This window comes from Nannocystis sp. RBIL2 (assembly GCF_026626745.1).
Lineage (GTDB): Bacteria > Myxococcota_A > Polyangia > Nannocystales > Nannocystaceae > Nannocystis.
This window is the reverse complement of record NZ_JAPNJW010000001.1, coordinates 5,164,581-5,189,622: the sequence shown is the minus strand read 5'-3', so window position 1 is coordinate 5,189,622 and position 25,042 is coordinate 5,164,581. Positions and strand designations below refer to the sequence as shown.

Here is a 25,042-nt window from a genome sequence, read left to right as displayed (position 1 = left end):
CGGGCGGTCAGCAGTCGTTGGTCGAGCAGATCACCCAGCCGGTGTACATGACCGAGGCGTTGGCGTCGTTCCAGCCGCCCTCGATGCCGCAGCCCTCGTTCCACTTGTAGATGCGATAATTGACGCTGTTGTCGCCGTTCGGCTCGAACGAGGCCGGCGGGGCGAGGCAGGACACGTTGCCCTGGGCGTTGTCGGTCATCCAGAACGTGCAGGGCTGGCCCTGGCAGCGGCCGGTCCAGTTGGTGATGTACTGGGCGCCGTTGTTCTTGGGGAACACGTTGTAGAGGTTGGGCACGACGCCGCCGTTCCAGCCGACGATCGCGGTTGCGTGGGCCTTGGTCCGCGGGACGATGACCTCCATGCCGACCGCGGCGCACTTGTTGGTGTAGGCGTCCTGGTGGCCGGCGAGCCCGCCGTCGTTGAAGCGGACCATGGTGTAGCCGCAGGCGCCGGCGTCCATGTCGCAGTGGACGCCGAGCGGCTGGATCGCGCCAGCGCCGTCGGGGTCGATGGTGTAATCGCCGTCGCCGAGCGAAGGGTTGACTTGCTTGAGCTCCTTGCAGCTCTTCGTCAATGTGCAGACATTGTTGACGCAGGCCTGCTGGGCGCAGTCGCTGTTGCTCTGGCACGAGCCGCCGAGGCCGCACTTGCCGCAGGAGCCGCCGCAGTCGACGCCGGTCTCGCTGCCGTTCTTGACGCCGTCGCTGCAGGTCGGCGACAGGCACTGGTTGCTGCAGAAGTCCGCGTTCACCTGGTTGCCGTCGTCGCACTGCTCGACGCCCTGGTAGACGACGCCGTCGCCGCAGCTGGCGGACTTGCAGGTGTTGAGGCAAGCGTCGTTGCTCGACAGGTTGCCGTCGTCGCACTGCTCGCCCTTGCCGGGCTGGACGAAGGTGTCGCCGCAGATCGGGTTCTTGCAGGCGAGGGTGCAGGTGCCGGTGTTGCTGTTGTTCATGCCGGCGTCGCACTCCTCGCCGGGCTGCTTGAAGCCGTCGCCGCAGGTGGCGAGCTTGCAGACGTTGGTGCAGGCGTCGTCGTTGCTCTGGTTGCCGTCGTCGCAGGCCTCGCTCGGGCTCTTGTCGCCGTCGCCGCAGACGTTGGTCTTGCACATGGCGTTGCACGGCTTGCCGGGGCCGTTGGCGGCGCCGTCGTCACACTGCTCGACGTTGGCCTGGACGAGGCCGTCGCCGCAGGTGGCGAGCTTGCAGGCGACGGTGCAGGCGCCGCTGTCGCTGTTGAGGCCGCCGAGGTCGCACTGCTCGCCCTCGTTGGGCTGATGGATGCCGTCGCCGCAGGCGGGGAGCTCGCAGCTGTCGGTGCAGCCGTCGTCGTCGTCGCCGTTCTGGGCGTCGTCGCAGTCCTCGCCCGGATCGAGGGTGCCGTTGCCGCACTCCTCGAGCTTGCAGGTCGCGGAGCAGCCGTCGCCCGGGTCGATGTTTGCGTCGTCGCAGGCCTCGCCGGGGCCCTGGTCGCCGTCGCCGCAGGTGTTGAACTGACAGTCGGCGTTGCAGGTCTTGCCGGGGCCGTTGTCGACGCCGTCGTCGCACTCCTCGACGCCGCCGCCGGTGTTGTAGAGGGCCCCGTCGCCGCAGACGTTGAGCTTGCAGGCGGTGGTGCAGCCGGCGTTGTCGGCGTTGTCGCTGCCGTCGTCGCACTCCTCGCCGACGCTGCCCTGGACGTGACCGTCGCTGCAGGTGGCGTCGGTGCAGGTGTCGGTGCAATCGTCGGTGTTGTCGGCGTTGCCGTCGTCACACTGCTCGGTCGGGGCGACGATGCCGTCGCCGCAGCTGGCCAGAGCGCAGGCGTTGGTACAGTCGTCGGCGTCGTCGTCGTTGCCGTCGTCGCAGCCCTCGCCCGGACCGACGGCCCCGTCGCCGCACACGTTGTTGGTGCAGTCGGCCTTGCAGCTGTTGGAGTCCATGTTGTCGGCGCCGTCGTCACACTCCTCGCCGGGGCCCTGGTCACCGTCGCCGCAGGTGTTGCTCTGACACTGCAGGTTGCACGGCTTGCCCGCGCCGTTGTCGGAGCCGTCGTCGCAGGCCTCGCCCGGATCGACGTGGCCGTCGCCGCAGGCGGGGCCCGGATCTGTGGTCGTGGAGGTGTCGTCGGTGTCGCCGGTGGTCGTGCTGGTGGTCGTGGACGTGTCGGTGGTGGTCGGCCCGCTGGTCGTGCCGCTCATGCCCATCGTCGTGGTCGTCGGCGCGCCGGTCGAGGTCGGGTCGGGACCGGTCGAGATCGGCGCGCCCGTGCTGGTCTGCGCATCGGTGCCGCTCGAGCCGTCGGTCGCGCCGCCGGAGGCGGTCGGATCGGTCTGCCCGCAGGCGCCGATGAACAACATGGCCGAAAGGACAGCCGTACAATCGCTAATTCGGATGATCGATCGCTTCATGACTCCTCCACGCCCCGCGCCAGCCCGCCAAACCCATGCAATGTGGCCCAGAGACCTCTCTTGGATATCAGAGCGGGGTCTGTGGGCACCAGAGTCTGCTTCGGGGCGCCGTTCGGCGTCGAATCACGGGGCGCACTCGCGCGCGGGGGCGGTCCGGGGCGCATTCCGTGCGCGAATTTGGAGGGAGGGACGCTCGGCCCGGCGAGCGTCGGATCGCGGCGGCGAAGTCGCGTACTTCGATAACCTGTCTCGATGGACATGTTATGGGCGCTCGAGTGCGAGGTCGTCGCGAGGCAGAGCGCAGCTCGGTGCCGAATCAACCTGGCCTTCGAGACATGAAGAAGCGGTGACGGATCGCTAGGACGTTCGCGTCATCGCGGTGTCGCGGGCTTCGTCGATCGTTATCGAGCGGCGCAGGGGACGCGGTGTGCAAGAGGACGCGCGCGTCGCTCGGCTTGCCCCGATCGCGGGGGCGTCTGTACCTTGCGCGGCATGATGACGAGCTTGCGGGGACTGGGCTGGACGACCGCGCTGTGCGGCGCGCTGAGCGGGTGTGGTGACGACGGGCGGACGGACAGCGCGGGGCTGACGATGACGGGCAGCCTGACGACGACCGGGGCGAGCGCGCCGACCGGGACGGACACGGAGGCGGCGACGACGACGACCGCGCCGACGTCGACGAGCGAGGGCGGGATGAGCGAGTCGGCCAGCGAGGCGACCACCGGCGAGCCGACGTCGACCGGCGTGGCGACGACGACGAGCAGCACCGGCGAGACGACCGCGGGCGTGTGCCCGGCCGACTGCGAGGCGAAGGGCGGCGTGTGCATCGGCGAGGAGTGCTGCCCCGACGAGGACCACGCGTGCGGCGACGTGTGCTGTCCGCAGGGCGACATCTGCTCGTTCAACACCTGCGTGACGCCGGGCGACGCGTGCATCGACGCCAGCGAGTGCGGCGACGACGAGTACTGCGAGTACAGCCTCGGCGAGCCGGCGATGATGGGCGGCGACGAGATGTGCATGGGCGGGATCGTGCCGGCCACCGGCAAGTGCCTGCCGTCGCCGCCGAAGTGCATGGAGGGCGAGGACCCGGGCGACCCGCCGACGTGCCTGGCGACCTGCCAGTACATCCCGGGCGCCGGCCAGTTCACGCCGTCGGTCAAGTACCACTGGGACGCCGGCACAGTGATGATGACGCCGATCGTCGTGCAGCTCGACGACGACAACTGCGACGCGATCGTCGACGAGCGCGACATCCCCGAGATCGCGTTCACCACCTTCGTCGGCGGGGTGTACCAGGAGAACGGGACGATCCGCGTGATCTCGATCGTCGGCGGCGAGATCGTCGAGAAGTGGACCTACAACGCCGGGATGGTCGACCCGATCGCGCCCGGGCGCGAGCTCGCCGGCGGCGACATCGACGGCCTGCCGGGCAACGAGCTGGTGGCCTGCTCGACCACCGGCAAGACGCGGGCGTTCACCGGCGACGGCCAGCCGCTGTGGACTTCGACGTACAGCGGCGCCTGTCACTTCGTGTCGATCGCCGACCTCGACCAGGACGGCAAGCCAGAGGTCATCGTGCCCGGGGCGGTGCTCGACGGGGCGACCGGGGCGACCGAGCTGATGCTCGGCGTCGGCGGCCACAACATGGCGGCCGACCTCGACAGCGACGGTCAGCTCGACATCGTCTACTCGCGCGGGGCCTTCAACGCGGCCGGCGGGGTGCTGGCGACGACCGGCCTCGAAGGGACCTATCCCGCGATCGCCGACCTCGACCTCGACGGCAAGCCGGAGGTCGCGGTGATCTCGAACGCCAACAGCATGACCGTGCCGCACCACCTGCTGCTGTGGCGCCACGACCCGCAGGCGATGGGCGGGGCGCAGATCCTCCGCGCCGGCATCGACATCAACGGGGCGCTGTCGCCCGACCTGTGTCCGGAGGGCTCGGCCGGCAACCTCCGCGGCGGCGGGCCGCCGACGATCGCCGACTTCAACGGCGACGGCACGCCCGACGTCGCGGTCGCGGGCGGGGTCGGCTACGCGGTGTTCGACGGCAAGAAGCTGATGGACCCGAACGTCGCCGACGAGGACACGTTCATGTGGATCAAGCAGACGCGCGACTGCTCGTCGGCGTCGACCGGCTCGTCGGTGTTCGACTTCGACGGCGACGGCAGCGCGGAGGTGGTCTACTCCGACGAGATCCGCCTCCGCGTCTACCGCGGCAGCGACGGCGAGGAGCTGTGGAGCACCTGCAACACCACCGGCACGCTGCAGGAGTACCCGGTGATCGCCGACGTCGACAGCGACGGCCACGCGGACATCGTCGCGGTGTCGAACAACTACTCGGGCATCACCTGCGACGGGACCAAGCAGACGGGCGTGCGGATCTTCGGCGACAGCGAGGGCCAGTGGGTGCGCACGCGGCGGGTGTGGAACCAGCACGCGTACCACGTGACCAACACCGAGGAGGGCGGGAAGATCCCGGCGATCGAGCCGACCAACTGGCTGACGCCCGGGCTCAACAACTATCGCCAGAACGTCCAGCCGGAGGGCGAGTTCGCGGCGCCCGACCTCATCGTCGACCTGCGCCTGTCGTGCGAGCCCGACCCGTACGGGCTGGTCGGCCGCGTGCGCAACATCGGCGAGGCGTCGGTGCCGGCGGGGGTGCCGGTCCACTTCTTCGAGGGCGACCCGATGAACGGCGGGACGCTGCTCGGGAGCGGGGTGACGACCAAGGTGCTGTACCCGGCCGAGGCCGAGGACGTGACGCTGCTGCTGCCGAACGCGCCGCCGGGGGTGCTCGACGGGTCGTCCGTGGTGTGGGTGGTCGTCGACGACGCGATGCCGATGCACGCGTGGCACGAGTGCCGGGTCGACAACAACTCGGCCAGCGGCACCGGTCAGTGCCCGCTGCCGGGATAGAAAGCGACGAAGGCGAGCGCGGAGGCTCGCCTTCTGGCTTTCGGGACAGGCTGTCTTTCGGGGCAGCCTGCGAGCGGCTGCCCCGAGGGACAGGTCACTTGACGGTGTAGCAGGTGCCGCGGCCCATGCCGTGGCGCTTGAGGCGGCCGTGCTTGACCAGCTGGCCGATGTGGAAGCGCAGCTTGCGACGGCCCATGCCGGTCTGCTCCTCGAGGTCCTGCATGGTCGCCTCCTTGAGCTTGCGGACGATCGGGACCAGCAGCTTGGCGGCCTGGTCGAGGTTCATCGCGTCGCTGTCGTCCTGCATCGCCGCGACGTACATGGCGGCCTTCTTGGCGGCCTTCTTGCTCAGCTTCTTGCCGCCCCCGGCGCCCTTCTTGGCCGGCGCGGCGGGGATGTTGGGCAGCGCGGTCTGGGTCGGGGCGACGCGGCCGCCCTTGCCCTTGGCGGCCTTGCCGGCCTTCTTCGCGACGGCCTTGGCCTTCTTGCTGGCCTTGGGCGGGGGCGGCGGCGCGACGTCCTCCTCGGTCTCGCTGAGGTCGTCGTCGTCCTCTTCTTCCTCTTCTTCCTCGTCCTCGTCCTCGGGCTCCTCGGCGAACGCCTCGACCTCTTCCTCTTCTTCTTCCTCGGGCTCGCCGGCGTCGGCGACCGCGGGCGGCACCGCCGGCGCCGCGACCTCGCCGCCGAGCAGGGCCTCAGCGAATTCGCCGAGCGACAGCTCGCCCATCGCGTCGCCCCAACCGAGCTCTTGCGCGGCGTCGACGATGTCACCGAGCGTCGTCGTCGGGTTCAGTTCGCGGGCGATGGTCTCGAGCACGGCCTTGCGTTGCTCGACGACGAGGTGACGACGGTAGCTGTCTTCGAAGCCGGTCGAGAGGTTGCGCTGCACGGCGCGGAATCTTGCTCCCGGGCCGGCGCCTCAGCAAGCGCGAACAGAGGACCGGCGCGCCGCGCGAAGCATGCAGCACGCGAGGGCAGCGGCGAGGACATCGGGGTGGGTGCGCTAACCCACATCAACTAGGACTCTGTACGTTGTTCTCGGCAGGCGCAGCGGCCTCGGCAGGTCCTGGCGCGGCCTCGGCGGCCGGGCCGTCAGCGGGGGCAGGGGTGTCGCTCGGCTTGGGAATGTAGCCCTCGATCGGCTTCTGCCGCGTGCCCTTGATCCGGCCCTCGGCGACGTCGACGGCGATCGGCTGCACGAGCTTGTAACGATATCCGCGGGTCTTGAGGGCGATCTTGAAGGTCTGGTCCTCGTGGACGAATTCGCGGGAAAACCCGAGCTTGATCTGGCCCTCGCGCACGAACTGCCGGTGGCCGAGGATGAACGAGAACAGTCGCACCGCCGACATGTTGTAGAGGCGGTGACAGCCGTGCGAGTAGCGGCGCAGGATCGACATGTAGTCGACGCTGCCGTGGGTCCGGATCGAGTTGTCGAAGTCGGCCTTGAGGGTGCCGTCGGGGTTCTTGATCTCTTTGATGTGGTAGGCCGCGACCAGGCCGTAGGCCGAGGTGTAGCTGGGCCCGAACTCGGCGTTGTTGACGACCGTGCGGACCCGGCCGTCCTTCCACTTGCGGCGCACCAGCTCGCGCGGCGGCGTGGTCGCCGGCGGGATCCACACCGGCGCCGCGACGATCTCCTTCCACACGCGCGGACCTACGTCGGAGTCCTTGTATTTGTAGTACTCGCCGCCGTTGTACAGCTCGCTGCGCCACGAGCCGATCGTGGTGCGCCAGTGGATCAGCGGGATCTTCTGGCCCTCGTAGACGGTGTAGACGGTGATGTGCGGGTAGCGCTCGCGCGGCTGCGACAGGCGCTTGCCGGTGCTGTCGAACGGGAAGTCGTACCAGACGTCGCCGCGGTCGATGACGACCTCGTAGGTCATGTCCTCGAGGTAGTAGTCGGGTCGCGGCGGCAGCTTGACCGCGACCAGCAGGTCCTCGAAGTTGCCGCCGCCGAGCTCGCTGAGCTTGTCGAGCTGACGTCGGGCGCTCTCGGGCGTGCCGAGGTCGAGGGCGGCGACGGCGGCGTCGACCGACTCGCGCACGACGTCGCGCAGCGGCTGCTCCTCGCCGCGGCGGTCCTTCCAGCGGAACTTCGGCTTCCAGCGCGCGGCGCTGCCGTCCTCGAGGATCGCCGCGCCCGAGACGACGCGCTCCTCGACGACCCGCAGCAGCCGGCGGTGGGCGCTCTCGTCCTGCGTGCGCGCGAGGGCCTCGAGGTTCTCGCGCGTGAAGTGGCCCCAGCCCATGATCGCGTGCTTCTTCTCGAACTGCGCCAGCGCGTGGGTGGTCGCCGAGTCGAACTCGCCCTTGGTGTAGGTGCCCTCGCCCTCGGCCGACTGGAACATCTTCTCGCAGCGGAGCCGACGCTGGGCGTGGTCGATGACGTCGACCTTGCTCTGCAGCGCCCGCCAGTTGTCGTAGGCGCGGCCGAGCTTCGGGTGACCCTTGGCCTGCTCGAGGTCGGCGGGGTCGAGCTTGGCCTTCTTCAGGTCCTTCTCGAGCGAGGCCTTCAGCCGCGCGAGCTTGCGGGCGTCGCCCATCTTCTTGTCGGCGTACGCGATGCCGCCGCCGGTCCACGCGCGCAGGACCTCGGGGTCGAACCCGGCGGCCTGCAGACACGGCCCGATCTCGCCGTCGACGGCGCGCCACTCGCCGGCGACGACCTGCAGCGTCGGCGGGATGCCGTACAGCTCGAGGAAGTTGCGCTCGTGCTTGTCGAGCGCCTCGCCGTCGGCGTCGACGCGGTTGTTGGCGAGGTCGACGTAGCGCTTGCGGTAGTCGTTGGGCTGCGCGTCGTCGACTGCGACCGTCTTCTCGCTGAAGATGTACGGCACCCAGCTGTTGCTGAGGTCGATCACCGTGTAGCCGGCGGCCTCGACCGCGGCGATCTCCTGCCGCTTCGGCTCGGCGCCCGGGCCCTCGAACACCCACGCGTGGCCAGCGGACTGCTCGCGCTGGCTGGTCTTGGGGAACACCAGGGCGGCGGGCGGCGCCGCGGGTTCGCTGGGCTGCGGCGCGGCGCTGGCGGCGGCTCCAGTGGGGACCTGGGGCGCAGGTGCGGAGGGGAGATCCGCAGGCGGGGTGCTCGAGCAGGCGAGACAGAGGGCGAAAAACGCGCTCCAGCGGACCGCAAGCGGTCGCGCGCGCACGAGCCGGGGCGAGGCCCCGCGACCCAGCGATACTGGCATGGTGGACCGAGGATAGCCGGCTGCGGGGAAACTGCCAAAAGCCTGGCCAGAACCCGGCCAGACCGTCTCCTGGGCCACGCGCGCGAAGACAGCGTCACACGTGCGTCGCAGCGCGGTCCGTGGTGAAGAAGTGGACACACGGACGGTACGCGCCACGCCGTCCACGCCATCCATCACCCCATGCGGCGGCGGGTGCGTGGCGACGTGTACGCGGCGACGTGTACGGCGGCGACGGCTGCAGGGGCGGCGTGTGCGAGGAGCCTGCCGTGTGCGAGGTGGCGCAGGCGGGCGCGCGCGACGGATGCTTTACAAGCTGTGGCCGGATGTGCCACGTTGACGCTGCCGCAAGGAGACCGCGTTGAACCTCCTCAAGACTGCCCTGACCTACGCCGTCCTGTTTAGCGTGGGCGCCGTGACCTCGGTCGCGTGCTTCGAGCCGGAGCTCGATATCCCGTCGTTCCGCTGCAACCCGGCCCAGGCGAGCGCGCAAGGCGACAACGGCTGCCCGGGCGACGAGACGTGCTGCTCGGACGATCCCGCGGCCGTCGGCGGCAAGATCCCGAATTACTACATGGACGGGGTCAGCAACGAGCGGTACGGCGCCCCGCTGTTCTCGGACAACAACAACGCGCTCAGCACCCAGGGCATGTGCGTGAAGACGGGTGACTTCGACAGCCCGCTCGTCAACGGCTGCCCCGTGCCGTGCAACCCGAAGTGGGACACGGACACGATCAACGAGATCTGCATGGGCTCGCAGTGCTGCCAGACGCAGGAGCTCGACCCGGCCCGCGACTGCATCATGGTCGACGGCAAGTGGCGCGGGGCCAACGGCTCCGACATCCTCGCCATGCGCTCCGGCTGGGGCGGTCAGCACGCGACCAACCAGGACCCGGTCGCCGCGGGCTGCACGGTCTTCTCGCAGAACGATCCGAAGAGCCTGCGCGACTGCATCGAGCAGCTCGGCGTCGCCAGCTCGCGCGGCTTCTGCTACCTGCTCGGCTGCCCGTGCGTCGAGGACGTGTGCGAGATGAAGAACCCCGACTACGTGCCGCGCTGCACCGGCGGCGCGCCGGGCGTGTGAGCGCCGCGGCCGCGTCGCGCGCCCGCGCGTAAGATCGCCGGAGGCGTCGAGCAAGGCGACCGGCGCGACGAGATCGCACGATCAGATCCGCGCGCCGAGATCTTGCACCGCCACTCCAGGGGGCCAATGCTCCGGTCCCGGACCTGAACTCGCGCTCGGACCGCCAGTCCGCGCCCGTCGCTTTCGTGCGTCGGCATTCGCGTCTCGCTGGCGCCGCCGTGAGGCTTCTATTAAAGAGGTAGGCTCCGGTGGACCTGGCGGTGCCAGGTCCGGGGCTTTTTTATTGCCCCTCCTTCCTGTATCTCGTCTCACACGTGACCCCCATGGCGCGAGCTTCTTCTGCAGACGGCACCAAGACCGACGCCCCCACCAAGACCCGCAAGGTCGCCAAGGTGAAGGCGAAGGCGACCGAGGCGGCCACGCCGGCGAAGCCGAAAGCCAAACCGAAGGCTGCCGAGGCCGCCGCAAAGAAGCCCGCGCCGGCGAAGAAAGCGGCGAAGGCCGCGACGCCCAAGGCGGCCAAGCCGCCCAAGGCGACGAAGGCGCCCAAGGCGACGAAGGCGCCCAAGGAGCCCAAGGAAGCGCCGGAGGCCGCGCTCGAGGAGAGCGACGAGGCCGAGGGCGCGTCGGCGCGCGGGAAGCAGCTGGTGATCGTCGAGAGCCCCGCGAAGGCCAAGACGATCAACAAGTACCTCGGCTCGAACTTCGTGGTGCAGGCGTCGGTCGGCCACATCCGCGACCTGCCGACCAAGTCGGAGAAGGGCGCCAAGCAGCCGGTGCCCGGGGTCGATCTCGAGCACGGCTTCCGCCCGACCTACGTGGTCCTGACCAATAAGAGCAAGACCGTCGCCGACCTCAAGCGGCTGGCGAAGAACGCGTCGCAGGTGTGGTTCGCAACGGACTTGGACCGCGAGGGAGAGGCGATCGCCTGGCACCTCGCGGAGGAGCTGCGCATCCCGCCGCAAGCCGCCCGCCGGGTGGTGTTCAACGCGATCACGCAGCAGGCCGTGCACCGCGCGTTCGCCAACCCGCGGCCGATCGACGTCAACAAGGTCAACGCCCAGCAGGCGCGCCGCATCCTCGACCGCATCGTCGGCTACCAGGCGTCGCCGCTGCTGTGGAAGAAGGTGGCGCGCGGGCTGTCGGCCGGGCGCGTGCAGTCGGTCGCGGTCAAGCTGATCGTCGAGCGCGAGCGAGAGATCGCGGCCTTCGTCCCCGACGAGCGCTGGGAGGTCACCGTCCGCCTGTGCGTCGACCCGACCCAGGCCGCGCCGCTGGCGTCGGCGTGGACCACGTTCCTCGCCACCGTCGACGAGAAGGGCAAGGGCCCGACCCTCAAGTCGCAGAACACCTGGATGTCGCAGCACGCGGCGATCGAGTCGGAGCTGGTCGAGCTCGGCGGCGAGAAGTTCTCGATGACGGCCGTCTCGACCGCGCCGCGCGACCTGTCCGGCGACGTGTCCCGCGTGGTCGAGGCCGTCGGCCTGGTCGACGTCAAGGCGACCGCGCGCGACAACCCGGAGGGCAAGGGCCCGCAGAGGACGCTGCGCACGATCACCGGCGCCCTCGACCCGTCGGCGCGCTACCGCGTCAAGTCGGTCGAGACCAAGCGGACCAGCTCGCGCCCGCTGGCGCCGTTCATCACCTCGTCGCTGCAGATCGCCGCCGCCAATCAGCTCGGCTTCACGACCCAGCGGACCATGCGGGCGGCGCAGCAGCTGTACGAGGGCATCGCCATCCCGGGCGAGGGCCAGGTGGGTCTCATCACGTACATGCGCACCGACGCGACCGCGCTGTCGGCCGAGGCGCTGACGCAGATCCGCGGCTTCATCGAGTCCCGCTTCGGCGAGCCCTACCTGCCCGAGAAGCCCAACATCTACACGTCGTCGAACAAGGACGCGCAGGAGGCCCACGAGGCGATCCGGCCGACCGACATCAGCCGCCGCCCGGAGGACCTGCGCGAGGCGCTGACCGACGAGCAGTTCAAGCTGTACTCGCTGATCTGGTCGCGCACGGTGGCGTGCCAGATGACGCCGGCGCAGTGGGACGCGACCGCGGTGATGTTCGAGCGCGCCGACAAGCCGACCGGCGCGGTGGTCCGCGCGACCGGCCGCACCCTGGTGTTCGACGGCTTCCTCAAGGTGCTCGGGGTCCAGGCGACCGACGAGCAGACGCTGCCGACGCTCGGCGAGGGCCAGGCGTTCGGGGCGTTCTCGATCGAGCCGCAGCAGAAGTTCCAGAGCCCGCCGCCGCGCTACACCGAGGCGTCGCTGGTCAAGACGCTCGAGGCCGAGGGCATCGGCCGACCGTCGACCTACGCGTCGATCATCTCGGTCATCCAGGAGCGCAAGTACGTCGAGCAGCTCGACCGCCGCTTCTACGCCACCGACCTCGGCGAGGTCGTGACCGACAAGCTGGTCGAGGCGTTCAAGGACCTGATGGACGTCGGCTACACGCGGGCGATGGAGGCCCAGCTCGACGAGATCGAGGACAAGGGCGCCGACTGGCAGAAGATGCTCGAGCGCTTCTACGGCGGCTTCCGCCGCTCGCTCGACATCGCCAGCGACACGATGACGCACGCCAAGGCCGAGGCGCAGCCGGCGATCTACAAGTGCCCGAAGTGCGGGTCGCCGACCTGCTACCGGTTCGGCAAGAACGGCCGCTTCCTGTCCTGCACGACTTACCCCGAGTGCGACTACGCGGCGCCGATCACCCGCGACGGCCGGCCGCTGCTGCCGGAGCGCGTCGACATGGTCTGCCCCGACGACGGCTCCGACATGGAGCTCCGCAACAGCCGCTTCGGCCCGTTCCTCGCGTCGGTCAACTTCCCGCACACGAAGTTCGTCATCAACCTCGACAAGAAGGAGGGCGTCAAGCTGCCGACGCCCCCGGCGCTCGAGGTCGACGTGCCGTGCCCGAAGTGCGGCGCGGCGCTCAACCTGCGCATGGGCAAGCGCGGCCCGTGGCTCGGCTGCTCGAAGTTCCCCAAGTGCCGCGGCCGCCTGGCCTGGACGGCCCTCGACGAGGAGAAGCAGGCGGCGCTCAGCAAGCTGCTGAGCGCTCACGAGAAGGCCCACCCGCCCGTGGTGCTCAAGCGCCGTGACGGCCGCGTGATCGCCGAGGGCACGCCGGTGGCGGAGCTGCTGATCCCGGGCGGGCTCGCCGAGCTCGAGATCCACCCGGACGCGCTCGCCGACAAGGCCGCAGGCGACAACAAGCCCGCGACCGTGGTCGCGGCGCCCGCGGCCGCGCCCGAGAAGGCGCCGGCGCTGCGCAACTGAGCGACGGGCGCCGCGAGGCGCCCGGGCGGCACGCCTCAGCTCTGCGAGGCGCAGGCGTGCGACCGCACGGCTGGCGCCGGCGCTGCGCGACGGAGTGAGGAGCACGAGGCGCCCGGCGGGTCGCTCGCCGTATGCTCCTTCGAGCATGTCCTTCCGAGCATCTTCTTTTTAGGAGAGACATGACCGATCGGGCATGCCCCTTGAAGCAGGTCTCGACGTTTATGTCTTGACGGACAGGTCGTCGAGCAGCGCCGCGCAGGCGCGAGCGATCTGCCGGTACGCCGAGAGAAAGCCCTCGGGGCCGCCGCGGACGGGGTCGGGGACGTCGAGGTCGGCGCCGCGGGCGCTGGGGTCGGCGAGCGACGCGAGCAGGCGGATGCGCGCCTGTCGGCCGGGGCCGGCGATCGGGCCGAACGCGGAGCCGGCGGTGAGGCGGCGCAGCTCGGAGGCGACCAGGCGGTCGAGCAGCAGGACCTCGTCGAAGTCGAACAGGTCGTCGCGGCGCAGCAGGCGGCTCGAGTGGGTCAGCGTCAGGCCGTGGTCGGCGGCGACGCGGACGCTGCCCGCGTGGGCGGGGTTGCCGGCGTCGGCGGCCACGCCCGCGCTGTCGATGCGGAAGCGCCCCGCGACGCCGCGCTCGTCCGCGAGCCGCGTGAACACTGCGGCGGCCAGGGGCGAGCGGACGATGTTGGCGTAGCAGACGAACAGGACGCCGACCGGACGCGCGCTCATTTGATCAGCTTCTGCACCTCGGCGTCGTCCTTGACGATCTCGAACGTCGGGTCGAAGCCGACCTGCTTGAGCAGCTTCTTGCCGCCGCGCTTCGACACTTCCTTGAGCAGCTCGACGGTCTGCGGGACCTCGCCGGCGTTGGCGCTCTGCTTGGCGAGGTTGAACACCGGCTCGGGGTACGTGGTGTCCTTGTCCTTGGCCCACGTGAAGAACGCGGCGGCCCGCTCGGGCTCGTCAAACAGCGCCTCGCCGCGGGCGTTGGCGGACTCGGCCAGCTCGCGCACGGTGGCGCCGCCCTTCTCGGCCTCCTCGAGCGCCTTCTTGGCGCGCGTATCGGACGTCTTCTTCGCCTTTGCCTCGTCGAGCAGCTTCTTGTTGGCTTCGGCGGCAGCGGCGGGATCGGCCGCGGGCGCCGGCGGAGCGGCCTCACCCGCGGTCGCGGCGGCGTCGGTCTTGGTGTCCTCGGGGACCTTGGCGTCGCCGGGCGGAGGTGTCGCGGGGTCACCAGCCGTCTTCGTCTCGGTCGACGGGGGCGGCTGGGCGACCTTGGCGTCGGCCGGCGGCGCGCCCTTGCTCTCCGGGGCGTCGGTCTTGCCGGCGACGACGGGCGCGTCCTTCGTCGCCGACTCCGGGTTCGTGTTGCACGCGAGGAGCGTCAGCGACGCGAGGACGAGCCGGGAGAAAGGTGGGCGCATGGCGCGGATATTATCGGAGAGTCCTGCGCCGCGCATTGTGGTAACACTCACGGTTGACGCACATGCTCGTGCCTGCAGCACCACTCGTTATGGCTGTCGTTTCGGCCCTCGCGCCGGCCCCTGACCTCGAGGCGAAGGTCAAGGCGATCTTCGAAGACAGCTGCACCGCCTGTCACGATGATGGCGCCGACGAGGTCTCGCTCGCGGGGTCACCTTCACGGCTGACCTCGGTGAAGTCGAAGGCAAACGGCAAACCGATGGTCGTCGCTGGCGACCCCGACGCCAGTTACCTCTACGCCAAGGTCATGGGCACCAAGGGCATCGCCGGCGAGGCGATGCCGCCGGGTGACTCGCTGCCCGCGGCGCAGAAGAAGGTGCTCAAGGAGTGGATCGCCGGCCTCAAGCCGACGACCGCGCCGGCGCCCGCGGCCGCGCCGGCACCTGGCCCTTCGGCCAGCAGCGGCGGCGCGGCCGGCAACAAGAAGGCAGCCGACCTCGAGGTCAAGGTCCGCAAGCTGTTCGACGACAAGTGCAGCGCCTGCCACGAGGCGGGCGGCAGCGAGGTCGTGCTGGTCGGCGACCTGTCGCACCTGTCGCGCGACAAGTCGAAGGAGTCGGGCAAGCGCTTCGTCGTGCCCGGCGACCCCGAAAGCAGCTACCTCGTCGCCAAGCTGGTGCCCGGCCACAAGGGCATCAAGGGCGACGTCATGCCGATGGGCGACGACCCGCTGAACGCCAAGGAGATGGAGCTCGTGCGCTCGTGGATCGTCGCGCTCGGCGAGTCAAGCGCGGGCGCGGCGGTCGAGACGCCGACGCCGAGCGACGGCGCCGCGGCGGAGCCGAGCGAGGGTCCGAGCGAGGGGCCGGCCGACGCCGGCGGCGACGACAAGCCGGCGGAGAAGGAGCGCGGCAAGCCGCCGTTCCACGGCACGTTCCAGATCAACCTGCCGACGACGACGACGCTCGGGCGGCGGACCTTCGAGTTCCGCATCGACCACCGCTTCGGTCAGGTCGGCGCCGAGCGCGGCGCGTTCGGCCTCGACGCCGGCGCCAACATCTCGTACGGCTTCGCCTACGGCATCCTCAACGGCTGGGACGTGCTGATCCGGCGCACCAACTCGCGCAAGGGCTACGAGCTCGGCACCAAGTACATCCCGATCCGCCAGGAGGACGGCAAGAAGCTGAGCTTCGGCGGCTACGCGTCGGTCGAGTACCTGCGCGACTTCCCGAGCAACACCGCCAACCCGTGGGCCGGCAACTTCCAGCTGCTGCTCAGCCGGCTGTGGTTCGACCGCTGGAGCACGCAGCTGACGGTCGGCTACCACCTGCGCACCAACCACTCGGCCAACGTGCAGGTCGACCTGCCTGACGACGACGTCGCCGGGCCGGTCAAGGTCCGCGACAAGCGCGGCACGCTCGGCATCGGCATCGCCTCGACGGTGTGGCTCGGCCAGAAGAAGCGCTGGGGCATCGACCTCGAGTACCACCTGCCGATCCCCGCCGACGTGTTCTTCTACCGCGGCGGCAACGCCGACCGGAACGGCAGCAACATCGGCTCGTGGGCGATCGGCGGCTCGGTCAACACCGGCAAGCACTTCTTCCAGATCTTCATCACCAACACCCGCGAGATCCACACCAACCTGTACGCCCCCGGCGGTCAGAGCAAGAACCCGTTCAGCGACCGCGGCAACTTCTTCTTCGGCTTCAACCTCAGCCGCAAGTGGAGCCTGTAACGACATGTCCCGGAAGACATCCAAGTCCGTGTCCCTCGCCCTGGCGACGACGACGTTGCTCGCGGGCTGCAACCAGCTCGAGGCGATCGAGACCGAGGGCAGCGGCGGCGGCGGCGGCGGCGGCGTGCCGCCGGCCGTGCGCGAGGCGTTCGAGGCCAGCTGCGGCAAGGGCGGCTGTCACTCGCCCGGCGCGACCCTGCCGGTGCTCGCCGGCGACGAGCTCGACGGCATCCTCACCGGCGAGATCAACGGCGTGCCGCTGGTGACGCTCGGCGACACCGCGAACTCGTACCTGGCGATCGTGATGCTGCCCGACGCGCTGCTGTCGAGCCTCGGCCTCACCCGCACGGTGCCGCGCATGCCGGCCGACAACGACTTCCTGAACCCGAACAACCAGGTGATCCTGTCGTGGATCGGCGGCGCCGAGTTCGAGGGCGGCGGGCCGCCCGCCACCGGCGGCGACACCGACACCGACACCGACACCGGCGGGACCGACACCACCGGCGAACCCGCCGAGCCGACGTTCGCCAACGTGCAGGCGATCATCGACGCCAGCTGCTCGTGCCACTTCTCCGCGCCGAGCGCCGCCAACGGCATGCTCGAGATGCCGATGGGCGACTCCTACGGGGCGCTGGTCGGCGTCAAGTCGCCGACGACCGACCTCAACCTGGTCGAGCCCAGCGACCCGGCCGCCAGCTACCTGTACCTCAAGCTGGCCGGCGGCTTCCTGGAAGCGGGCGGCGCGGGCACGCTGATGCCCCCGGTCATGGGCCTGATGGACGACGCGAAGATCGACCTGGTCGAGGCGTGGATCGCCGCGGGAGCGATGAACGACTGAGGACATGGTCCCGGGGACATGGTCTCCGGGACATGGTCGTTGGCACAGGACACCGAGGACAGGACCGATGGGACAGGAGCTCGAAGTGGTCCAGGCGCTCGTGTGCGTCGACGGGCGCGTCCAGGGCGTCTACTACCGCGCCAGCGCGCAAGCCCGAGCCCAAGCCCTCGGCCTGCGCGGCTGGGTCCGCAACCTGCCCGACGGCCGCGTCGAACTGCGCGCCCAGGGCACCCGCGCGAGAGTGGAGGCGCTGGTCGACTGGTGCCGCAAAGGCCCGCCCTCGGCCCGCGTGACTGCGGTCGACGTCGACTGGGAACCAGTCGACTCCGAGATGCCGCTCAGCTTCATCGTGCTGCGCTGAGTCGCGAGGGGGTCGCGCCACCAAGCCGAGTTGGTGGTCCCGCCGAACGCGACGCTGGAGCGGCGCGCGTGAGGGCCTCGCGGTCGCCTGGACGACCCCGCGCGCTCGAGCTACGTTGCGCGCGAACATGGCCGCCCCTGCGCTCAAGTCGGTCGCGCTGAGCCAGCGCCTGCGTAGCTTCGAGGCCCACCACGGCGCGCTCCTGGCCGAAGTGCTGCACGAGCTGGCCCAGGAGGCCGCACGCGAGCCGCGAAACCTGATCGCTTCCACCACCTACGACAACGCGCTGGTGCTCGCCGGCAAGGCCCGTGAGGCGCGAGCGGAGGCCGCACGAGGCTTCGGGCTGTGGCGCTCGTTGCCGGCGGTATCCCCGGAGATCTCGCTGAACCTGGCGGCCGGCCTCGGCGACGCAGGGCTGGTCGCTCCGGCCAAGCAGGTGCTGGCCAGCCTCGACGAACGAGCGCTGGGCGAGCTCGATGCAGCCCGGACCGAGATCGCGGCGCAGATCGCAGTCCGCCACGGCGAGCTCGAGTGGTTCGCGGCGCGTCGCTCGGATCACCCGACGCCGGAGTTCTTGACGAAGCACGCGCTCGTCGACGGCTGGCAGGCCAGACAATCGGCGATCGAGGCGTTCCTCGGCGCACGCGTGGCCTCGTTCGCCGCGTCGATCGTGGGGATCGACGGCGTCCACGATCGCCTGGCGCTGTACTACTGGACGGACGCGGGTTCGTACGAGGAGCTGGATCAGCTCCAGGATGGGCTCCTCGACGTCGTGGACGCGGTCCAGGGCGGCTCTTCACACCTCATCGGTCGCGTCGTCTTCACGGTCTACGGGCCCGAGATCCCGCTCGAGGAGCTCCGCGCATGATCACCCCGGAGGAGCTCTGGGACGAGGCGCTGCTGCACTGCGAGCGCGCCCAGGCGGCGCAGTCGACCGAAGCCGCTCGTCGCCTGGCGATCGCGGCGCTCTACTATGCGACGTACCACTTCACCGGCAGGGCGGTCGGGCTCGACACGAGCGCGAACGACAGCAACCACGAGCGCCTCCTCCAGGTCCTGAAACACTCCCGCGAGGTCCACGTGCGGCGCGCGGCGCAGCGGTACGACGGCCTGAAGCTCCTGTGGGTGAAGTCCCACTACCACTTGCGTCTGCAGATCGGGGCACAGGAGCTCCTGGTCGCCCGCAATCACGCCCGCGCGGTGCGGGCGCTGCTGCGAATCGGGCCGGCGTAGCGCTCGGGACGGTCGAGCTCAGCACGGACAGCCGACGTAGGGCACGGAGTAGGCGTCGCGGAGCTCGGCGCCGCTCGGGTCGTGGGTGCGGAGGACGGTCTCGAAGCCGTCGTCGGTGACTGCCTCGAGCACGCCGTCGCCCTCGAGGTCCATGAGCGCGGTGAGGCCGAGCCAGCCGGGTTGGTCGAAGCGGACGAGCCGGCCGTCGCGCCGCTCGAGCAGGAGGGCGAGGCTGCCGCCGAAGTCGTCGCTGCAGGCCATGCGATCGACGAGCTGCAGCTCGACGCTGACGATCTGGCGCGAGCCGCCGATCTCGTGCCACGCGGTGGTTCTCAGGTTGGCGGCGACGAACTCGTCCCAGCCCGGCAGGTCGGCGCGGCGCTCCGCGTCCATCGGCGCGAGGTACTCGGCGTACTCGCCCGCCAGGCCGGTGAACTCGGCTTGGGCGCGCACGACTGCGGCGGCCTCGGCCTTCAGGACGGCGGCCTCGGCCTCGCTCGCGCCGCGGCGCCCGAACACGGTCGCGGGCGGGAGGTCGACGCGGCGGGCCCACAGGCCTTCGCAGGGGCGGCCGTCGGCGGCGCGCTGGCGGGCCAGCAGCAGCAGGTCGTCCTCCTCGGCGAACAGCTGTTTGACCCTGTCCCGAAGGACAGCCTTGTCGGTCGGCGGCTCGAAGCTCTCGTGGCCGTCGTCATCCATCGAGTGGAAGACGTCGCCGATCTGCTCGAGGTGGAGCCTGGGCGCGTCGACGCCGGCGACGCAGGTGCTGCCGTCGGCGGCGTGCACGACCATGGTCGCGTCCTCCAGGCCGCGCAGTTGCTCCGGCAAGCTGTCCCAACGGACAGATCGGGTGACGAGCAGGTGGCTGGGCTCGGCCTTGATCACGGGGCGACCGCTGGCCCAGCGCAGGTCGGCGTGGGTGTGGAGGACGAGGGCGTCCTTGCGCACGAGCATGGCCTGGCCCACGTCATCGCCAGCGGGCGGGACCACGGGAGCAGCGGTCGGCTCCGCGGCCGCGGGAGCGACGACGGGAGCGACGGGCGCGGGCGGCACGACCGCGGCAGGCGCGGGCGTCGGGGCGGGCGCGACCGGCTCGAGCGCGGCGAGCGGTTCTGCGCTTGCCGGCGCAGGAGCGTCGAGCGAGGGCAGCGCCTGCGAGACGAGGATCGCGGCGAGCGGGGCGACGAGGATGGCGGACAGGGCGACGAGATCGCGGGTGCGGGCCATGACGCGGCGTCAACGAGCCGCCGCCGGGCCGTTATTTCGTCGCTCGCATGCGCGTGCTCGCGTGCAACCCGTTGCCGGCGCGTCGCGTCGTTCGCATGCACCGCGACGTCGGCGCCGACACTCCAGATCGCGTCATCGCCCGGCGATGCTCCAGATGCTGCGAAGGGGACCCGAGAGGGCGTCAGCGCCTGGCGTCGCGTCGGAGGAGCTACTGCACGAGGGCGCCGGCGTAGGCGACCACGCGCTCGGTGTCGCCGGTGACCTGGCCGGAGTGGGTGTAGCCGACGAGCTCGGCCCGGCGCACGCCGAGCTCGAGCGCGGCGACCAGCGCGACCGTGGCCGGCAAGATCCCGCACATGCTGATGTGGTGGCGGCGGACGGTCTCGTGCAGGCCCGCGGGGTCGAGCGCGAGCAGGCGGTCGAGCGCGAGGTGGTCGAGCGCGGCGGCCTCGTCGGCGCCGATGTAGTGGGACATGTCGCTGCTGGCGGCCAGCAGCACCCGCGGCGCCGCGCCGGGGGTGTCGGCCTCGAGCTCGCGGATCGCCGCGGCGATGCCGACGCCGATGGCCTGGCACTCGGCGAAGTCGAGGCCGCCGAGGCAGACCGCGGCGATCTCTGCCTGCGGGTTGCGGGCGCGCAAGAACGGCAGGTGGACCTCGATCGCGTGCTCGCGCAGGTGCGCCGCGGTGTCGGGCTGGAGGCCGGCGTGGCGGACCAGGGCGTCGGTGAGGTCGGCGGCGATCGGCACCGGGCCGGCCGGGGTGTCCCACGCGCCGCCGGGCCAGATCGATCTCCGCGCGCCGCGCCCGGTGTGGTTGGGGCACAGCACCACCACGCGCTCCGGGACATGTACTTGCGACCATGTCTGTCCGGCCAGGGCGCCGCTGTAGACGTAGCCGGCGTGAGGGGCGAGGATCATGCGCGCCGGCACCGGCACGACGTCCCGGTCGAGGCAGCGCTCGAGCTCGCGGCGGAGCGCGCGGGGCTCTCCGGGGTAGAAGCGGTCGGCGACGGCGGGCGGGCGATGCGACTCGAGGTTGGACATGACGCGGCTCCGTTCACGACAGAGGATGGCGCCGGCCGCAATGGATCGACTCGCGGTGGGCATGGCGCGGCTCCGTTCACGATTCACAGCAGATGATAGCGCCGGCCGCCGGAGGTCGACTGGCTGCGCGCGTCGAAGACGCCGGGGATCTGGCGAGCACAGCCGGGGCAGGTGCCGTCGGCCTTGACGCGGTTGGCCGCGACGGCGTGCCAGCGGCGCTCGATCAGCGGGAGGTCGCAGCCGGGGCACGCGGTGACGGAGCCGACGCGGTCCCAGATGTTGCCGGTGTAGACGAAGCGCAGGCCGAAGCCGCGGGCCTCGTCGCGCGCGCGGATCAGGGTCTCGGGCGGCGTGCGCTCGACGTCCTGCAGCTTGTAGTCGGGGTGGAAGGCGGTGAGGTGGAGCGGGACGTCGGGGCCGACGTGCTCGGCGATCCAGCGGAACTGGGCGCGCAGCTCCTCGGGGTCGTCGTTGTGGCCGGGGATCACCAGCGTGGTCAGTTCGACCCACAGGCCGCGCTTGACCGACCACTCGATGGTCTCGAGGACCGGTTGCAGGTGCGAGAAAGTCAGCTTGTGATAGAAGCGCTCGCTGAAGCCCTTGAGGTCGATGTTGAGGGCGTCGAGCTCGGGGTACATGTCGGCGCGCGCGGCGTCGGAGATGTAGCCGGCGGTGACGCCGACGGCCGCGACCCCGGCGGCGCGGGCGGCTCGCGCGGCGTCGATGACGTACTCGGGGTAGATCGTCGGGTCGTTGTAGGTGAACGCGACCGAGGCGGCGCCCTCGCGGCGGGCCAGCGTCGGCACGTCCTCGGGGGCCAGCTCGAGCGCGCGCTTGTGGTGCGACTTGGCCTTCGACAGGTCCCAGTTCTGACAGAAGCGGCAGCCGAGGTTGCAGCCGGCGGTGCCCATGCTGAGGATCGTGGTGCCGGGGAGGAAGTGCCACAGCGGCTTCTTCTCGATCGGGTCGACGGCGACCGCGTTGGGCTTGCCGTAGGCCAGCGACACCAGGCGCCCGTCCTCGTGCTTGCGCACGTAGCAGAAGCCGTGCTGCCCCTCGGACATCGTGCACAGGCGCGGGCAGGCGGTGCAAACGATGCGCTCGCCCTCGCGGTGCCAGTAGCGGGCCGGGTGGGTCATGAGAATCGAGCTTTGGCCCGGGCGGCGCGGCATGCAAGTCCGCGCCGGGGTGTGTAAGCTTGCGCCGCCATGTCAGAACGCCCCCACGACGACCAAGCCCGCGCCGACCTTCATGCCGAGCTCGCTCGCCTCGAGCACGTGTTCGTCGCTCACGAGGATGTCTCGCTCCATGTCGTCCGCAGCCGCCCGTGGGACCGCGGCGAGCGCCGGGCGCCGGTGCTGTTCCTCCACGGCTACCCCGACACGCTCGACACCTGGTCGCTGCAGCTGGCGTCGCTGGGCCAGTCGCACCCGGTGGCGGCGTTCGACCAGCGCGGGGTGGGCCGCTCGACGGCGCCGACGGGCCGCGGGGGCTACGCGTTCGAGCGCTACCTCGAGGACATCGAGGCGGTGATCGACGACCTCACCGGTCCCGAAGGCCAGGTCCACCTGGTGGCCCACGACTGGGGCGCCGCGCTGGCGTGGATGTTCGCCGAGCAGCCGCGCTACGGACGGCGGCTGCGCTCGCTGTCGATCCTCGCCGGGCCCCACCCGAACCTGATGATGCGCCGCCTCGGCCGCGCGGCCAAGAACCCGCGCGAGCTCGGGTTCTTCTTCGATCAGCTGCGCAAGAGCTGGTACATGGTGTTCTTCCAGCTGCCGTGGCTGCCCGAGCAGCTGATCTCGCGCCAGTTCCCCCGCCTGTGGATCCAGGCGCTGCGCAGCGGCGGGGTGGCCAAGGACGACCCGCTGCTGCGCGACTTCGACGCCGAGGGGGCGCGCCGGGCGGCCCTCACGCCGCTGGCGCTGTACCGCCAGGCGCTGTTCCGCAAGCTGCAGCCGCTGCGCCCCGTCGAGGTGCCGACCTGCCTCCTCGTGCCGCTGCACGACATGGCGCTGCGCCCGGAGCTTTATGACGACATCCACGAGGTGGCCGCCGACCTCGAGGTGCATCGCCTCGACGCCAATCACTGGGCGCACCGCGAGCGGCCGACGGAGGTGTCGGGGATCCTCGAGGCCTTTATTCGAAGGGTCGAGCACGACTCCTGACGGGCGCCCGCGGGGCAGGAGCCCCTGTCCCATGGGGCATGTCGTCGCGGCCGGTGCGATTGTCGCCACATGTCTCATGGGACATGTGTTGTGTGTGGGTGTGAATGCCTGTCCTTCGGGACAGGCATGGCTTCACGCCGCCGCGGCCGGCAGCGGGGCGAATTCGACGCTGGGGCCGGCGCGGAGGGCCTCGGCCCACGCCTCGACGGCCTGGGCTTCGGGGCAGGCGAACGGGTCGGCCCAGAACACGCAGGTCTGGTAGCGGGGGTCGGGGTAGGGGTGGAAGCCCAGGCTGTCGTCGACGACGGCGCCGAAGCGGCGGTAGAGGTCGAGGACGTGCTGGTGGGCGCAGCCGACGATCTGCGCGGCCCCGAGGGCGCGGGCGACCGCGAGGGTGGCGGCGGTCAGGTTGGCGGCGAGGTCGGTGCGGCGATAGGAGGGAGCGACCCAGGTGCCGCACAGCTCGACCAGCGGGCCGGGGGCGCGGGCGACCGCCTGTTCGATGGGACATATCGCGGCGAGGGCCCGCTCGACCGGCAGCGGGCTGCCGGAGCGGCGCAGGTGGACCCGCATGCCGCCGACGGCGGCGCCGTCGCGGGCGCGCGCGAGGACCACGAAGGCCTCGGCGATGTGGACAGTCCAGAGCGCGGCCACGCAGCCGGGATGGCGGCGGTAGCTGTCGGCCTGGCCGAGGCAATAGAGCTCGGCGAGGTCGGGGCGCTCGGCGGCGCAGAAGGCCTCAAGGGTCAGCGAGGAGGGGTGGGGTGAAGAGGGTGAGATAGTCGGCATAGGCGTCATAGCTGGCAGTGAAGGCGTCGGCGGCCAAATGAAGGACGGCGAGGAAGCGTTGCTGGGTGGTGTCGTCGCGCAGCAGGCGAGCGAGGACGGCGAGGGTGGCGTTCCAGTGGCCGTCGTCGCCGCCGTCTTCGCGCACGTGGCTGACGAGGAAGCGGGTCGCTCGCGCGGGCTCGCGGTAGCCCCAGCGGCGGATGTTGTCGGCGAGGTCGTCGAGCACGAGCGGACCGACGCGCGCGGCCAGACCCTCGGCGACGAACGGGGCGGCGAGGAAGCAGGTGAGGTCGCCGTGGAACGCGACCATGCTCTCCTGCACGCTCATGAAGGTCAGCGTCGGGCCCCACGGGACCATCGCGCGCAGCACGAATTCGACGTCGGCCTCGAGGTAGCGGAGGTCGGTCTCGATGAGGCGGTCGTGCTTCTGTTCGCCGCGAAAGTGGCGGGTGAAGTGATCGCGCAGCGGTTCGTCGTCGCACACCGAGATCGCGCGGGCCAGCAGCCGCGGGGTGTAGCGGACGTACTGGTGGGTGTTGGCGAGGGCGGCGATGTACTGCTCGCGGGCGAGGCGACCGGCGTGGACGGCCCGGCACCAGGCGTTGCCTGCGAACACCTCGGCGTGGCGCGACAGGCACGCGGCCGCCTCGGCGACGAAGCGGCCGGTCAGCAGCGCGCGGCCTGCCTCGTCGCAGGCGAGGAACAGGCGGTGCATCGCAGCGTCGAGCGGCGCCGCTCGCAGGCCGCGGTGCGCCAGCGCCGACAGTGGCATCGGCGCCAGCGACTGCTCCGCGCTGACGATCGCGGAGCGTCGCCAGATCCGCGCCCGCTGCAGCGCCACGTAGAGGAGCAGCGCGGTCTCCGGCGTCCCGGGCGCGGCGTCGAGGTCGCGCAGCGCCGCGGCTAGCGAGGCCCCCGTCAGCGACGCGGTCGCCAGCTCGACCTCGGCCGGGACCACCGTGACGCCGATCGGCCGCGCCCCGCCGAGCAGCTCGACGCGCACCGCCGATGGCGCGGCGTCGAGGGCGACCGCCTCGCCGCGGAGGTCTCGCTCGCGCACGAACAAGCTGTTTGAAGGGACAGGTGGCAGATCGATCGCGCGGTGATTCATGACGGCTCGGTCCGCCCGAGTTGCAGATCACATTCCAGGCGCGCAACGAGGCGCCCGCGGTTGTGGGCGGCCTCGTTGTCCACGGCGCGCGACGGCGGGCGTCCGACGGTGTCCACCGGAGTAGACGCCGGGTTCGGCCCGGTCTGCTGGATCTCCGCAGGATCGGGCGGGGTCGCGGGCACCGGCGGGGACGCGCGGGGCGTGGCCACGCGCGGGGACGCCCGCGGCCGACCTCGGGTTTCGCGGATG

The 25,042-nt window shown here is 70.9% G+C and carries 19 protein-coding genes; 9 read left to right on the top strand and 10 right to left on the bottom strand.

The window, feature by feature from the left end; translation table 11 throughout:
• Positions 1 to 7 precede the first annotated feature (7 nt).
• Entirely contained in the window at positions 8 to 2,338 is a 2,331-nt protein-coding gene (locus OV090_RS20585; RefSeq protein WP_267705617.1) for a DUF4215 domain-containing protein, read from the bottom strand.
• 543 nt (positions 2,339 to 2,881) lie between these two features.
• Here OV090_RS20585 and OV090_RS20580 point away from each other — a divergent pair.
• A complete protein-coding gene (locus tag OV090_RS20580) occupies positions 2,882 to 5,308 on the top strand; it encodes an FG-GAP-like repeat-containing protein (protein ID WP_267705615.1) in 2,427 nt (808 codons plus the stop codon).
• Positions 5,309 to 5,402: 94 nt separating this feature from the next.
• Here OV090_RS20580 and OV090_RS20575 read toward each other — a convergent pair whose 3' ends face one another.
• Positions 5,403 to 6,197 carry a hypothetical protein gene (locus OV090_RS20575; protein WP_267705613.1) on the bottom strand — a complete coding sequence of 265 codons (795 nt, stop codon included), beginning with the start codon at positions 6,195 to 6,197 and terminating at the stop codon, positions 5,403 to 5,405.
• Positions 6,198 to 6,321: 124 nt separating this feature from the next.
• Positions 6,322 to 8,499 carry a hypothetical protein gene (locus OV090_RS20570; RefSeq protein WP_267705611.1) on the bottom strand — a complete coding sequence of 726 codons (2,178 nt, stop codon included), beginning with the start codon at positions 8,497 to 8,499 and terminating at the stop codon, positions 6,322 to 6,324.
• A gap of 358 nt (positions 8,500 to 8,857) precedes the next feature.
• Between OV090_RS20570 and OV090_RS20565 the strand changes: the two genes are divergently transcribed.
• Complete coding sequence (locus tag OV090_RS20565) at positions 8,858 to 9,580, top strand: hypothetical protein (protein ID WP_267705609.1); 723 nt, start codon at positions 8,858 to 8,860, stop codon at positions 9,578 to 9,580.
• 323 nt (positions 9,581 to 9,903) lie between these two features.
• Complete coding sequence (locus OV090_RS20560) at positions 9,904 to 12,861, top strand: topoisomerase DNA-binding C4 zinc finger domain-containing protein (RefSeq protein WP_267705607.1); 2,958 nt, start codon at positions 9,904 to 9,906, stop codon at positions 12,859 to 12,861.
• A 219-nt stretch (positions 12,862 to 13,080) separates the two neighbouring features.
• Here the strand turns inward: OV090_RS20560 and OV090_RS20555 are convergent, their stop codons facing one another.
• Positions 13,081 to 13,593, bottom strand: a complete 513-nt coding sequence (locus tag OV090_RS20555; RefSeq protein ID WP_267705605.1) for a low molecular weight protein-tyrosine-phosphatase — start codon at positions 13,591 to 13,593, stop codon at positions 13,081 to 13,083.
• Positions 13,590 to 14,288, bottom strand: coding sequence for a hypothetical protein (locus tag OV090_RS20550; RefSeq protein WP_267705603.1), 699 nt, complete (start codon positions 14,286 to 14,288; stop codon positions 13,590 to 13,592). The genes OV090_RS20555 and OV090_RS20550 overlap by 4 nt, the downstream gene beginning before the upstream one ends.
• Positions 14,289 to 14,377: 89 nt before the next feature.
• Between OV090_RS20550 and OV090_RS20545 the strand changes: the two genes are divergently transcribed.
• The 5 genes from OV090_RS20545 to OV090_RS20525 all read left to right on the top strand — a co-directional run bounded on the left by OV090_RS20545 (position 14,378) and on the right by OV090_RS20525 (position 18,453).
• Positions 14,378 to 16,021 (top strand): DUF5777 family beta-barrel protein, encoded by a 1,644-nt coding sequence (locus tag OV090_RS20545; RefSeq protein ID WP_267705602.1) that lies wholly within the window; start codon positions 14,378 to 14,380, stop codon positions 16,019 to 16,021.
• 4 nt (positions 16,022 to 16,025) lie between these two features.
• Complete coding sequence (locus OV090_RS20540; RefSeq protein WP_267705600.1) at positions 16,026 to 16,859, top strand: hypothetical protein; 834 nt, start codon at positions 16,026 to 16,028, stop codon at positions 16,857 to 16,859.
• Between the two features lie 67 nt (positions 16,860 to 16,926).
• Positions 16,927 to 17,220: an acylphosphatase gene (locus OV090_RS20535; RefSeq protein WP_267705598.1), complete on the top strand. Its 294-nt coding sequence runs from the start codon at positions 16,927 to 16,929 to the stop codon at positions 17,218 to 17,220.
• A 127-nt stretch (positions 17,221 to 17,347) separates the two neighbouring features.
• The gene (locus OV090_RS20530; protein WP_267705596.1) at positions 17,348 to 18,088 is read left to right on the top strand and encodes a hypothetical protein; all 741 of its coding nucleotides are present in this window, start codon (positions 17,348 to 17,350) and stop codon (positions 18,086 to 18,088) included.
• On the top strand, positions 18,085 to 18,453 hold the full coding sequence (locus OV090_RS20525) for a hypothetical protein (protein WP_267705594.1): 369 nt from the start codon (positions 18,085 to 18,087) through the stop codon (positions 18,451 to 18,453). Before OV090_RS20530 ends, OV090_RS20525 begins: the two co-directional genes overlap by 4 nt.
• Before the next feature lie 18 nt (positions 18,454 to 18,471).
• Here the strand turns inward: OV090_RS20525 and OV090_RS20520 are convergent, their stop codons facing one another.
• The 3 genes from OV090_RS20520 to amrS all read right to left on the bottom strand — a co-directional run bounded on the left by OV090_RS20520 (position 18,472) and on the right by amrS (position 21,864).
• On the bottom strand, positions 18,472 to 19,680 hold the full coding sequence (locus tag OV090_RS20520) for a hypothetical protein (protein ID WP_267705592.1): 1,209 nt from the start codon (positions 19,678 to 19,680) through the stop codon (positions 18,472 to 18,474).
• A 208-nt stretch (positions 19,681 to 19,888) separates the two neighbouring features.
• Positions 19,889 to 20,725, bottom strand: coding sequence for an AmmeMemoRadiSam system protein B (gene amrB, locus OV090_RS20515; protein ID WP_267705590.1), 837 nt, complete (start codon positions 20,723 to 20,725; stop codon positions 19,889 to 19,891).
• Between the two features lie 83 nt (positions 20,726 to 20,808).
• The gene (amrS, locus tag OV090_RS20510; RefSeq protein WP_267705588.1) at positions 20,809 to 21,864 is read right to left on the bottom strand and encodes an AmmeMemoRadiSam system radical SAM enzyme; all 1,056 of its coding nucleotides are present in this window, start codon (positions 21,862 to 21,864) and stop codon (positions 20,809 to 20,811) included.
• 69 nt (positions 21,865 to 21,933) lie between these two features.
• Here amrS and OV090_RS20505 point away from each other — a divergent pair, with 69 nt between their 5' ends.
• Complete coding sequence (locus OV090_RS20505) at positions 21,934 to 22,893, top strand: alpha/beta fold hydrolase (RefSeq protein ID WP_267705587.1); 960 nt, start codon at positions 21,934 to 21,936, stop codon at positions 22,891 to 22,893.
• A gap of 132 nt (positions 22,894 to 23,025) precedes the next feature.
• Here OV090_RS20505 and OV090_RS20500 read toward each other — a convergent pair whose 3' ends face one another.
• On the bottom strand, positions 23,026 to 23,682 hold the full coding sequence (locus tag OV090_RS20500; RefSeq protein WP_267705584.1) for a GNAT family N-acetyltransferase: 657 nt from the start codon (positions 23,680 to 23,682) through the stop codon (positions 23,026 to 23,028).
• Positions 23,633 to 24,793 carry a hypothetical protein gene (locus OV090_RS20495; RefSeq protein WP_267705582.1) on the bottom strand — a complete coding sequence of 387 codons (1,161 nt, stop codon included), beginning with the start codon at positions 24,791 to 24,793 and terminating at the stop codon, positions 23,633 to 23,635. The genes OV090_RS20500 and OV090_RS20495 overlap by 50 nt, the downstream gene beginning before the upstream one ends.
• Positions 24,794 to 25,042: the final 249 nt, after the last annotated feature.